9 protein-coding genes are annotated in these 12820 nt (G+C 48.2%); 4 read left to right on the top strand and 5 right to left on the bottom strand.

Going from position 1 to position 12820, the window contains the following annotated elements:
• The first annotated feature begins 44 nt into the window (after window positions 1-44).
• From HGH91_RS22615 to HGH91_RS22630, 4 genes are all read left to right on the top strand, one after another.
• Entirely contained in the window at window positions 45-602 is a 558-nt protein-coding gene (locus HGH91_RS22615) for an RNA polymerase sigma factor (protein ID WP_168741075.1), read from the top strand.
• A gap of 87 nt (window positions 603-689) precedes the next feature.
• Window positions 690-1682 carry a FecR family protein gene (locus HGH91_RS22620; protein ID WP_168741076.1) on the top strand — a complete coding sequence of 331 codons (993 nt, stop codon included), beginning with the start codon at window positions 690-692 and terminating at the stop codon, window positions 1680-1682.
• Between the two features lie 79 nt (window positions 1683-1761).
• Window positions 1762-5139, top strand: a complete 3378-nt coding sequence (locus HGH91_RS22625) for a SusC/RagA family TonB-linked outer membrane protein (protein WP_168741077.1) — start codon at window positions 1762-1764, stop codon at window positions 5137-5139.
• Window positions 5140-5165: 26 nt separating this feature from the next.
• Complete coding sequence (locus tag HGH91_RS22630) at window positions 5166-6941, top strand: RagB/SusD family nutrient uptake outer membrane protein (protein WP_168741078.1); 1776 nt, start codon at window positions 5166-5168, stop codon at window positions 6939-6941.
• A 102-nt stretch (window positions 6942-7043) separates the two neighbouring features.
• Here HGH91_RS22630 and HGH91_RS22635 read toward each other — a convergent pair whose 3' ends face one another.
• Genes HGH91_RS22635 through HGH91_RS22655 form a run of 5 tightly spaced genes read right to left on the bottom strand, consistent with a single transcriptional unit; the run spans window position 7044 to window position 12511 of the window.
• Window positions 7044-8396, bottom strand: a complete 1353-nt coding sequence (locus tag HGH91_RS22635) for a S41 family peptidase (protein WP_168741079.1) — start codon at window positions 8394-8396, stop codon at window positions 7044-7046.
• A gap of 53 nt (window positions 8397-8449) precedes the next feature.
• Window positions 8450-9412: an FAD:protein FMN transferase gene (locus HGH91_RS22640; RefSeq protein ID WP_168741080.1), complete on the bottom strand. Its 963-nt coding sequence runs from the start codon at window positions 9410-9412 to the stop codon at window positions 8450-8452.
• Window positions 9413-9414: 2 nt separating this feature from the next.
• Window positions 9415-11196, bottom strand: a complete 1782-nt coding sequence (locus HGH91_RS22645; protein ID WP_168741081.1) for an FAD-dependent oxidoreductase — start codon at window positions 11194-11196, stop codon at window positions 9415-9417.
• A 1-nt stretch (window position 11197) separates the two neighbouring features.
• Window positions 11198-12349, bottom strand: coding sequence for a hypothetical protein (locus HGH91_RS22650; RefSeq protein WP_168741082.1), 1152 nt, complete (start codon window positions 12347-12349; stop codon window positions 11198-11200).
• Between the two features lie 9 nt (window positions 12350-12358).
• Entirely contained in the window at window positions 12359-12511 is a 153-nt protein-coding gene (locus HGH91_RS22655; RefSeq protein WP_168741083.1) for a hypothetical protein, read from the bottom strand.
• Window positions 12512-12820 lie beyond the last annotated feature (309 nt).

The raw sequence follows: 12820 nt of genomic DNA on the forward strand, positions 1-12820 counted from the left end.
TTTATTCACTTGCATTTACCCATAATTTGGGTATTTTTACTTTCATGCACGATGAGATCTCCGAATGGCAACATGGAATACATACCGGTGATACGCCTGCATTGAAAAAATTGTATGACCACTTTAGCCCATCCCTGTTCCACCTGGCCCTGGCTATAATACATACAAGAGAAATGGCTGAAGAAGTTGTAGCAGATGTGTTCATCCAGGTATGGCAAAAAAGACAACACCTTGACCAGGTACAAAACCTGAAATGGTACCTCTATGCAACAACCCGTAATATTGCACTCAATTATCTCCGCAAATACGCACCACATAAAACATCGCAGCTGGATGACACTATACTACCAGCACCGCCGGCAGGCGATACCCCTGAAGACCTGCTGATCGGCCATGAAGCCATGCAGCAGATTTACATAGCCATCAATGAGCTACCCCCACAGTGTCGCCTGATATTTAAGCTGGTAAAAGAAGACGGTTTAAAATACCGCGAAGTGGCCGCCCTTTTAGACATATCTATAAAAACAGTAGAAAACCAGGTAGGTATCGCCCTGAAAAAACTACTCAGGATAAAAGCACAACATGTCGGCAACCCTTTCTAAAAAAAAATCCAGGTGCTTTTGGGGGTATACTGCTTTTTTTGTTGTCTTATACTCCGGCGCCGGATGCTGATAACAAAGTTTTTAAAAATGAGTGACAACATCATATGGATTTTACTGGGCAAATACGCCAGCGGCGAAATCACCGCTGAAGAACTGGCCGCGTTGGATGCACTGATCGCAGCGCATCCGGATGCAGCAGTACTGAAAACGCTGGCCACATCCATATGGGAATTGCCTACTGACGCAATGCCGGCTCATCCGGTAGTGCATCAACGTATATGGAATCGTGTCAACATCCGGGTGCGTCATTCCTTCGCCTGGCGTTCCCCGCGCAGGCTGGCTGCGGCTGCTGCAATCATCGTGGTCATAGGCTGGATTGCCTGGAAGATCATGATGCCGTATGTTTACTCCCCACGGCAACAAATCAGTGAAGCCGGCACGGGTAAACTCAGCCTGACATTACCCGACGGCAGCAAGGTATGTCTTAACCATCATAGCCGGTTAGTATACGACGACCGCCAGTTCGGGAAAAAAAACAGGGAAGTAACACTGACCGGGGAGGCGTTCTTTGAAGTGGCAGGACATGCCGCCCACCCATTTGTTATTCATACCAGCCGTATGAATATTACGGTATTGGGCACATCCTTTAATGTAAAGGCGTACGCGACTGATAGCATTATTTCGACGACCCTAATCAGCGGGAAAATAGCCGTGTCTTTCCCCCATCAACCCGGGAAAGCGGTGGAGTTACTGCCAAATGAAAAAATCATTGTACCAGCCGCTACTGCCAGTACCAATATAGTGCGCTCCTTCGCGCAAAAAGACAGCAGTGGAAAGGCAACCGACTTGTTGTGGCTCAACAACAAGCTCGTATTTGACAACGAATCATTTGCAACCCTTGCACAGCAGATGGAACAATGGTATGGCGTATCCATACATTTCGCCCATCCATCGCTGATGCAGTTAAAGTTCTCCGGCATTATAGACACAGAACCGATAGAAGAAACATTGAAAGCCTTGCAGTTATCCCGATCCTTTACCTTCCAGGTACATAACAGGGAAGTATGGATAGACAAATGACCTGTTTAACTAAATCTACAATGATCTAACGTATTATAACGCCCGTTTTATTACATCAACCACTTATTAATTCCATGTTATGAAAACAAAGCTATTGCTAAAAGTAGCCATCACGCTTCTTGTGCTGGCCTGCACCCAGGGTTATGCCACGGCATGGTCGCAGGAAAAAATAACCATCTCCCTGGAAAAAGCCAGTATCAAAACGGTATTGAAAACTATCCAGGAAAAAAGCCGCTGCCGTCTTATTTACAACGATGATCTGCTTCCAGATCAAACTTCGGTATCCTTACATGTGGAAAATGCTACAGTGCCACAGCTATTGGCTACAGCCCTCCAGGGTACCGACCTGGGCTATACAATGCTGAACAATAATGCCATCGTAATAAGGACAAATACAGTAAATGCCGACAAAATAACAGGTACAGTAAAGAATGAAAAAGGCGATCCCCTGATCGGCGTATCCGTAAAAGTAAAAGGAACTACCATCGGCACCGTCACCAACGAAAGCGGCCATTTCGAATTACCAGCCACTCCTGGTGCAGTCCTTATTTTCAGCTATGTTGGCTACGAGCAGCAGGAAGTCAGCGGTAACCATAACGGACCACTCACCATTACCCTGAAAGAAAGCGCCAGCGGCCTGAATGAAGTGGTAGTAGTGGGTTATGGCACACAGAAGAAAACTTCTTCTACGGCCGCGGTAGCCGCAGTGCAGGGAAAGGAACTGGCTAAATCTCCGGTGGCCAATATATCCAATTCCCTGGCAGGAAATATTTCCGGCGTAAGCATGCGGCCTAATGGAGGTCAGCCAGGCAAAGACAACCCTGATATCCACATCCGGGGCATCGCTACTACAGGGAATAACTCCCCCTTAATTGTTGTTGATGGCATTATCCGCAACAATATCAATGAAGTGGCTCCCACCTCCATTGCTTCTGTTACCGTGCTGAAAGATGCCGCAGCGGTAGCTCCTTATGGCCTCGGCGGCGCCAATGGCGTTATACTGATCACCACCAAAAGAGGGCAAACCGGCGTGCCTACGCTTTCCCTCAACAGCTATTATGGCTGGCAAACTCCTACCTATTACCCCAAAATGCTAAATGCGCAAGATTATATGCGTCTGCGTAATGAGGCATACCTGAACGAAAATCCAAATGGTACCCAACAACCTTTTGCCCAGGATCTTATCAACAACTACGCCGACCTCCATGCTAAAGATCCCGATAAATATCCCATCAGCAATACGAAAGACCTGGTTCATATGCAGGCTCCCGTACAAAACTATAACCTGCAGCTTAGCGGAGGCAGCAAAGTAATGCGATACTTTGCCAGTATGGGCTACCTGCAACAGAATGGTATGTTCGATCCTGTAAAATATAAACGCTATGACTATAACGTTAATATGGAAATCAATGCCACCGCTACCACCAACGTTACCTTGTCGCTCATAGGCGCCGTACAAAATACCAACAGCGTGGATGCCGCTACTACGCCGGGTCAGCTATTCCGCAGTGCCTACAAACTGATACCCATTACCAATCTTTACTATAGCAATGGGCTATGGGGCGAGTTTGCCGGTAATTCACCGGTGGGTATCCTAAATGCCGGGTACTCCCACCGGGATGCTAACTCCCTGTTAACAACCATCGCGGTAGAGCAACAACTGCCTTTTATAAAAGGGCTTAGTATCAAAGGTACTTTCAGTTACGATCCCAATGAGTTTACGATAAAAGGATGGCATACCCCTTTTTATTTTTACGCGCAAAATACGGCTACTACCCCGTACACCTATACGAAACAGATTTCTACCTCTGAAGGAAATGCAGCCGCCTATACGTGGCTAAACCAGGAATATGCTAAAAATCAATACTTCACCTACCAGGGATACCTGAATTATCATAATACTTTCGGCAAACATGATTTCAGCGGATTATTGGTAGCAGAAGCCCGTAGAAACGACTCTACCGGTTTCTCGGCCCGGCGTAATAATTTTGCCATTAACACCGATGAACTGAGCATGGGCAGTTCCAACAAAAATGATTTCGATAATAATGGCTCCTCTGTGAGTGGAAGTCAATTGGGTTTCGTATACCGCGTTGGATATATCTACGATCATAAATATCTCTTTGAGGCATCCGGACGTTATGACGGACATTACTTCTTTGCACCTGGCAAACGCTGGGGATATTTTCCCGCCTTTTCAGCCGGTTGGATCATCTCGGAAGAAAATTTTCTTCGTGACCGTAGTTCCATACTCAATTACCTGAAGTTACGCGGATCATGGGGTAAATCTGGCAATCTCGCCGGCGCCGCTTTCCAGTATTTGAATGGCTATAACTTATATGGCAACGCCTACGCCTTCGGCAACGGCACAATGGTGCAGGGATCCCGGATTACCACCGAAGCTAACCCTAATATTACCTGGGAAATATCCACCAAAACAGATGTAGGATTAGATGCCAGCTTCTGGAAAGGGCGGCTCACACTGGAGCTCGACTATTTCCATGAAAAAAGAACAGGCATGTTGTTGCCTCCTGCCGTTACGGTGCCCGTAGAATATGGGCTGGGCTTATCTGATGAAAACCAGGGCATCATGGAAAACCGTGGGATAGAAATATCTGCAGGTACCCAGCATCGTTTCGCCAATGGCCTGCAACTCAACCTGAACGGAAATTTCAGCTATGCCAAAAACAAAATGATCCAGGTGTTTGAAACAGCAGCCACTTTTAATAACCCCAACCGTAAAAGAACCGGCCGGCCAATGGGCACACAGTTTGGCTATCATTCACTCGGATTGTTTAGCACCTCCGATGATAAAAATAACGATGGTATCATAGATAGCCAGGATGGGTACAATGTTACCCAATTTGGCGTACTGCATCCCGGCGATATCCGCTATGCCGATATCAGTGGCCCGGATGGCAAGCCAGATGGTAAAATTGATGCGTATGACGAAGTGGTAACCGGCAACCCGGTATATCCATTTATCACTTACGGATTTACTGCCGGCGCCTCCTGGAAAGGATTCGATCTTAGCCTGTTCTTCCAGGGCGCTGCATTGGCAGGTTTAAATATCCGCGGCTTCCAAACAGTTCCGTTCAACAATAACAATAGCAATTCGTCTTACGAATATCTTAATGACCACTGGACACCGACTACACAGGATGCCCGCTACCCGCGCGCCAATCAGTCGCCCTATGCCAACAATACCCAGAATTCCGATTTCTGGATGATGAAAACAGGATACCTCCGCCTGAAGACAGCTGTACTTGGATATACATTACCAGCACGCATCGCTAATGCCGCAAAAATGCAGAGCGTTCGTTGCTATGTATCCGGACAAAACCTCCTCACCTTCAGCAAACTGAAGTTTATGGACCCGGAAGTAGGGTATACCGACCTGGAAACCGCCTATCCTAATCAGAAAGTATTTGTCTTTGGCCTGAACATTACATTCTAGTTTCATTCTCTTAAAACAAAAATATTATGACCCATATATTCCGGCTCCTGATCATTAGTGTATTACTGCTCTCCTGTAATAAACAATTCCTGGAAAATACCGATAAAACCAAATTAACAGATGCCACACAGTGGAGCACAGAAGGTAATGCCGACCTGTTTCTGAATGATATCTACAATACACTACCCAACTACTGGAATCAACCCGAAAACCTGGATAATTATACAGATGACAATGATGCGGGATTTTATTATACTTCCTATAACTGGAAACAAGGAATAATATCGCCGGCATCCAACGATTATACGGTATGGGGCGGTATAACCGGCTCCGGCGATCTCACCAACTGGCCGGCTATATTTAACAGCATACGTAAGTGCAACACCTTCCTGGTCAACGTAAAAGCCCATGCCGCCAACTTCTCCCCTGCCTGGTTCAATAAAAGAATAGATGAAGCACGCTTTCTGCGCGCCTTTTTCTACAGTGAGCTCTGGATGCATATAGGTGGCCTGCCAATTATTACTGCGCCCGCCGACAGACGAACTATGGATAGTGCAGGCTTATATACTCCCCGCAACACCTTTGCCGAAACGGTGAATTTTATCACTACGCAACTCGACTCCGTTGTGAAAGGCGGCTACCTCTCTGTAAAATATAACCATGGTGATGCCGATGCCGGCCGCGCTACATTGGGCGCCGCCCTCGCACTGAAAGGATGGGTAGAACTATATGCTGCCAGCCCCGCATTCAATGCAGGACAACCTGCCGCTGGCGCCGATCCCCAACAGGTAGCCGGCTACAATAATTACGATAGCAAACGATGGACTACCGCCGCTGCCACTTTTAAACAATTCATCGACCAATACGGAAGTAATAAATCCTACGACTTATTCCCCAACACAGCCGCCATCTGGCATGAAGCCAATGAATACAATTCAGAAGTCATTTGGGACCGGCAGGTAGTAGCCAATACAATGGGATCTTCGTTTGAACAATATGGCGGCCCTGTATGGATTAACGGCAGCTATTATACCTGGGGCAACTATTGCCCTACCCAGGAATTGGTTGACCAGTTCTTCATGGCCAACGGAAAACCCATTACCGATCCTGCTTCCGGCTACAACCCTCAACAGCCATATGTGGGCCGCGAGAAAAGATTCTATGACTGGATTGTTTATGATGGCGCTCCCTATAAAATGGATTGGATGGACAAAGCCGATACCATCTATACCCGGATCGATAAAGTTCATCCTTCTAAAAACCAGATAGATTTCGGCACCGATGACGTAAGCAATACTGCTTACTATTTCAAAAAACGGCTCAATCCCCAGGTACGCCCCGGTGGCGGCGCCGTCAGCGGAGCCAATTTTATTTACTATCGTTATGCCGAAGTACTACTGGGCTATGCCGAGGCTCAAAACGAATCAGCCGGCCCTGATGCATCGGTATATAATGCCATTAACCAGGTGCGCAAACGATCAGGCCTGCCAGACCTGGCTCCCGGCTTGTCAAAATCCGAGATGCAGGCGGCCATTTACCAGGAAAGAAGAGTAGAGCTCTGTTTTGAAAACAAGCGGTTCTATGATATCATCCGCTTGAAAACAGCGAATACAGTGATGAATGTAGACAGACATGCCATGAAAATTACCAATACGTCGCCCGCCGATAACGCGGGTGTATGGAAATACGAAATAGTGCCACTCAATCACCCACACGTATTTACACAAAAAATGCATCTCAACCCGGTACCCCAGGATGTAATTGACCGGAATCCGAAAATAGTACAAAACCCGGGGTACTAGCGGATCTGACAGTATAAGCTATTGTAGCGAACTACCTGGCTGGGGCTTCATAAACCCGTTGGATAGTTCGCTGCAATAGCTAGTCAGCTTATCAGCTAACGCTTAAAATTCATTTTGTATAAGCCTGATAAGCCCATTTGCAGACCCTTGCACCTCCCCCAGGTCTTTGTCCGGAAATACGCCATGGCCCCGGTTATCACCTTTCCTGATCACATAATTGGTCGTAGATATAAATGCCTGAATCCCGGTATGCGGCAGCTGCAAAGCCACAGGATCACCACTGATCTCATAAGCGTTGCCACCCGACTCCTCTCCCATTAATAACGCACTGGTACATTCTTTTAAATAAGCAGCCGTAACAGCCGCACTGGAAAAAGTGCCGCCATTCATCAGCACATACAGCTTCCCCGTAAAGTGCCCCGGCACAGGCGTGATCAGTTTGGTTGCTTTTCCACCGGGTAAATAGGTCAGCGGATGTTTAAGTAAATAGGATAGCAGGTATTGCCCAGGCTCAAAGTCGCCCCCCTGGTTATCTCTCAGGTCAAGCACCAGGTCTGTTACGGGTTCTTTTTTCAACAAGGCAAACACGCTGTCAGTAGCCGCCTGGTAATCCTGGTGGTAAGTTGCTTTCAATACATCGGCATCAAAGGTGGTGATTTTCAGCCATGCTAACTTCCGGTTAGCTACCTCCCGCATAAAAGGTAATGTCGTTAACCGGATACCTGCGGGCGCTTCTATGACAGGATACAGCCATTGCCCTGCTGAATCGGGCTGCGGGCGGTGCATCCGCCGAATGCTGTCTTTCGTTAACGCCCCTACAGTTTGTAGCAGCGTGTCACCGGAACCCTGCCGGATAAGCAGGGAAAACTGCGCAGGCTGTCCATAAACAAAACTATAATAGGCGGCAAAATACTGCTCCAGTATCCATCGCGGATAAGTTTGATTGTAGCCGTCCCTGATTTGCCGTTGCAGGAGCGCCGGCATCACCTTACTAGCCGGCACATGGTTGATCGCGAGTATTTCATCACCTGCATGCAGGGAAGTATCGGGGGAGTTATTTTCCCGGATGTATAGTTTATTATCCAGGCATCGCACCAACAAAGGCAAAAACCTGCCTTCCCGGTTATTATAGGCCATGGTGGCAGCGCTGGGCAAAAACATGGTATGCCCATCAGCGATTTTTTCATTCAGCAACTGCAGCCGGCTCAAAAAAGCCTGCTCCGTCATAGGACCGCGGATGCTGGTATACAGGCTGTCAAAAAAGATACGGAAAGTCTTCCGGGAGGTATAACGATATAAGGCAGGATGGGTATCTTCCAATTGTTTTTTTACAAAACGAAAATCTTCTTTTAGTTCGGCTATCGTATACTCATGGTCATGGCTCACCTGGGCTTTCAGGGGAAACACTATTACCAGGAGGAAGCATAGGACATATAATCGCAACAGGATAAACATATGCACCAATTTACAAAGAAAAGTCCGGCGTTATGCAAGCCGCTGTCACTTGATTAATTCACAAACTGCTTCAACCCGGGCGTCATATACACGACCAGCTTTCCGTTGGCATCGCGGTAAATCAGGCAGGCATCCAGGTCTTTCCGCCGCGCCAGGAACTGCTGTGTGGCTGCCAGTCCCATCACCATAAACGCAGTATCATAAGCGTCGGCGGTAATGGCGTCATCGGCAAATACGGTGACACTCAACAAATCAGTAGGAGTAGAAAAGCCGGTTTTAGGGTTCACAATATGCGCAAATGTTTTGCCCTGTTGCTGGTAGTAGTCGCGGTAGTTGCCGGCCGTGGTGGCCGACTTATTATACATACTTACCTTAATGGGGCGGTCGTTGGTAGCAAGTGGGTAATCAATGGCAATGGTCCATGGAGCGCCGTTTTTTAGCCCTTTACAGCGCACTTCTCCCCCTATTTCCACCATATAATCAGTAACTCCCTGCTGCTCCAGCAGGCGGGCTATTACATCTACGCTGTAGCCCTGGGCAATACCATCGAAATCCAGGCGCACCTGCGCTTTGAGCTGGTGCACCTGTACTTCATCAAAAGCGATGTTGGTAAAACCTACATATTGCAATAGCGAATCTGCTTTTTGCCACCAGGGGGCGTGGGTGCGTTTTCCCTGGCGATAGGCTTCGGTGAGGGGCATCACAGTAGGGTCGAAAGCCCCATTGGTAGCGGCATATACTTCGGCCGACTTTTGCAGCACAGGGTAAAAATAGGGCAGCTGGTACTGCCAGGACCCGGTTTTATTAAAGAGCGACAATTCGGAATCCGGGCGGTAATGCGACAAACACTGATCAATATCTTCCAGCGCGTGCACAATTACCGCCTGGAAATTCCGCTGCCGGGCATCGGTATACATCACATGCCAGGTAGTACCCTGGGCGCTGCCTTCCAGCTTGATCACCTGCGAATGAATGCCGGCAATCCATATCCATAACAACCAACCGATGCCGGGCATAGCTATTCGGTTAAAATGGTCATCAATTCCTTCAGGTGCTCCTGGTATACGTCCCGGGGACTGCTATGATATTTCTTCGCTATCGAAGCCGCGAAGCCTACCACTTCTCCCATCATACCACAGGTGCGCATTACACGGGTACTGCCAAAGGCCACGTGGGTAGTGCTGATATTACGCCCTGCCATAAACAGGTTGCTGATATTATGCGAATACAGGCAGCGGTAAGGAATGGTGTAAGGCGCTACTCTAATATGTTTGGTGCCGGCAAAAAATTCCTGTCCTTCAAAGTACTTGCTGTTCTTGGGATCGGGGAAATGCAGGTCTATCGTCCAGGTGGCAGTCACCGCACCATCGGGATACATTTTTCCTTCCTGTATATCCATCTGGGTTAGGATATGATCGCCCAGGAGTCGCCTCGATTCCCGCTTTCCGCCTATATACGCCACCCAGGCCAGTTGCTGCTTCGCATATTTTTCCGGTTTGCTATTTTTGAGATAAGACCAGTTACCATACACGGCGCGTAGGTTATGGTCACGTATTTTCTCTGCATCCCGGATGGTATTAAAATTACCGAAGCCGGTTTCCCATTCCCAGTCGGCCCGGTAACTGTCGATATGGTATTCATCGGAAAACTGCAGTGCCCATGGCGTAGCCGGGAAGGTCGTAACACTGTCTACCGCCACGGAGGCCCAGAGGTTAGAGGTACCCAGCGTAAAGCTGTCGGGCTTTTCTGCTGCCAGCGATTCTCCTGTCTCCGCTTTGCTTTCGCGCCCCATGCGGAACTCCGCTCCTGCCAGGTAGCCAATGGTGCCATCGCCGGTACAATCAGAAAAGTAAGTACCGGTATAACGGCTTTCCTGGTTGGTGCCTATATCCCGCCCGATTACAGCGGTAATATGATCGCCTTCTTTTTCTACCTTATACACATAGGTATTCAGGAAAAGGGAGAGATTTTTCTCCGCTTTAACGATGGCTATTTTCCGGTCATCGCCATATTCGCTTCCGTCCGGGTTGCCGTTGCCCGGATCTCCGTTGTCCATCTCTCTTACAATTCTTCCCAGTTTGGGGTAATAGTTCTTATCAATTTCTCCCCGCAGGTGTACCCTCACCTCAGAACTGTTGTTACCACCTAATACCGGCCGGTCTTGTATCAACGCTACTTTCAGCCCCATGCGGGAAGCGGAAATAGCGGCGCAGGTACCGGCAATACCGCCACCTACTACCACCAGGTCGTAGTTACCCGCTTCTTTTGGCTTTTCGGTCAGGTGTAACAACTGACGCCGGAATGCCGCCAGGGCAACAGATTCGTTGGGTGGCGTAAATTTAGACGCCGTGGTAAACAACAGGGCATCGCAGCGGCCATTAAACCCGGTCAGGTCTTTCAGGGATATTTTCACCTGCTCGTTGTTAACAGCTACTTCTCCCCCATCGTACCATTTCCAGGTATCATCGCCGCTTTCTCCAAATACAGGTTTCAGGGCTACATCATTGATCAGCACCTGGAACTTACCGGGGCCTTTGGGAAATGGCGCCCAGTCTTTAGTGCGTACCCACAAGCGATACTTGCCTTTGGCTGGGAAGGTAACCGTGGTGGATGCATCTTTTACCGGGCGTCCCATACCATGTGCCATCAGGTAGGACGAGCCCATTACAGCAAAGGATTGCTGGTCCACGACCCAACCGCCCCTGTCGGTAAATGATTCGGTTTCTACAAACACTTGCTGCTGCGCCTTCAGGGATAAAACACAACAACAGAGCAGCCATACGTGGAATATTCTTTTCATCTTATCTGTTATTTGATTGAGGTAAATAATCTTTCAGTATTGTTTTGATTTGAGGTGTTCCGGGTTGTTGCTGCAACAAGGAAACAATGACGGCCGCCCTGTCACCGGCTGCCTTTTCAAGCACATTGCCCAGCTGTTGTACAGCCGGTGCCGGTAAGGGAGATGCGCTCTGCAACAGGGATAATAACAAACCAGTCTGCGTAGCATTGGCATCAGCCAGGGCGCCGGCTATCCGGGTGGTCAGCTTTGGCCGGATTTTTACCGTTTTCAATTTACGCAGGATATCTAACTGAAATGGGTATACGCTATTAGCATATATATCCCATAGCCAGTCCTGCCGTTGTTGGCTATTGAAAAATGTCGGAGCTATCTTCTGCAAGATATACCGGGAAATAAAAATATTTTTACCGCCTATCACATCTTGTAAATCCTTCTCAAACCCCGGCGTGATCCCACCGTTTTTATCCATCACCTTATCGAGTGCCCAATATTGATACGCATAGCTACCGGACAATAAAAAGCGGTGCTGCAGGTCCTTGCTGTTATAACCTTCCGTAATACGCTGCATTTCCGCTACCACGGGGCCATGCACAATATGCCATAAGGTGTAACAGGTGTATACAGCGCCGGAAATCACTTCCTGCTGAATCGTTTTCAAGGTAGCGCCGGTGTGGGCGTCCACCGAATCGGTCAGCTTTTCGGTACCGGGTACAATCAGGTCTGTTATCTGCAAATCAGCCAGCAACGAATTGTCTTTTGCGAGGATCGCCTGCAACTTTTCATAGTCGGGCCAGGTAAATTCCCGGTGGTCCAGCTTGGTAAGCATTTGTGCCGCGGGCAAATCATAGCGAATATAATTTCCCAACAGGTCCCAGTAAAAATTGATATACACCGGCTTGCATTCTCCTGTATAGCAAACCGGCGTAAATATGTTCCTGGAATAGTAAAGCGGCCTGCCTGCTTTATCCATCGCTAATTGCAGGGTATACGTCAGCGTGTCATTTTCGCGGATGGTAAACGATTCCCATTTCGCGGCGGCGGGTAGCAAGGCACGATTCTTCAGTATGTCCACATTGCCCGTATCAATACGGAAATCTGTGGCATACCCGGTATAACCCATCATGAGTAATAGAAAAACAAACAGGTACTTCATATCCGGTAATTATTGATAGTCGAGCCATGCGGTGGCTTTACACGCCTGGTTGCTGTTGAAACGGATCCACCTGGCCTGAAATCCTTCCGGGAAATTGTACCGGAAGGTAGCACCGGGCGCTACGGTCACCGTTTTATAGTTCATCCAGGTCACGGCAGGCATTAGCGGTATTCACGGAACTAAGTCTGTTGTACACCGATGCCACTATTCTATTCCTGTTATCATTTCCGATGAAGAAAAATATGCCATTGCCTGCACCGCTGCGGTAGCTGTTACGCGTATCCAGTCTCCTCGCACTTGCTTCGGGAACATCACCTCCGCGACTTTATCCGGGACGGCGGCAACAGTTTGGGGCTTGTTCTATTTACCATCACCACTAACATTAGTTCCCAGTATAAACGTTACCGGCTGCGAACTATTATACTGGAGATGCAAATTACGTTGCTTCAAGCCGACAAACAGCAAATATTT

The sequence above is a fragment of the Chitinophaga eiseniae genome (genome assembly GCF_012641265.1).
GTDB lineage: Bacteria > Bacteroidota > Bacteroidia > Chitinophagales > Chitinophagaceae > Chitinophaga > Chitinophaga eiseniae_A.

What these genes read in the sequence shown, in the direction of transcription:
- HGH91_RS22635 (WP_168741079.1), bottom strand. Translation starts at nt 8,396, where the DNA reads ATGTTTATCCTGTTGCGATTATATGTCCTATGCTTCCTCCTGGTAATA.
- HGH91_RS22625 (WP_168741077.1), top strand. Translation starts at nt 1,762, where the DNA reads ATGAAAACAAAGCTATTGCTAAAAGTAGCCATCACGCTTCTTGTGCTG.
- HGH91_RS22645 (WP_168741081.1), bottom strand. Translation starts at nt 11,196, where the DNA reads ATGAAAAGAATATTCCACGTATGGCTGCTCTGTTGTTGTGTTTTATCC.
- HGH91_RS22630 (WP_168741078.1), top strand. Translation starts at nt 5,166, where the DNA reads ATGACCCATATATTCCGGCTCCTGATCATTAGTGTATTACTGCTCTCC.
- HGH91_RS22650 (WP_168741082.1), bottom strand. Translation starts at nt 12,349, where the DNA reads ATGAAGTACCTGTTTGTTTTTCTATTACTCATGATGGGTTATACCGGG.
- HGH91_RS22615 (WP_168741075.1), top strand. Translation starts at nt 45, where the DNA reads ATGCACGATGAGATCTCCGAATGGCAACATGGAATACATACCGGTGAT.
- HGH91_RS22655 (WP_168741083.1), bottom strand. Translation starts at nt 12,511, where the DNA reads ATGCCTGCCGTGACCTGGATGAACTATAAAACGGTGACCGTAGCGCCC.
- HGH91_RS22640 (WP_168741080.1), bottom strand. Translation starts at nt 9,412, where the DNA reads ATGCCCGGCATCGGTTGGTTGTTATGGATATGGATTGCCGGCATTCAT.
- HGH91_RS22620 (WP_168741076.1), top strand. Translation starts at nt 690, where the DNA reads ATGAGTGACAACATCATATGGATTTTACTGGGCAAATACGCCAGCGGC.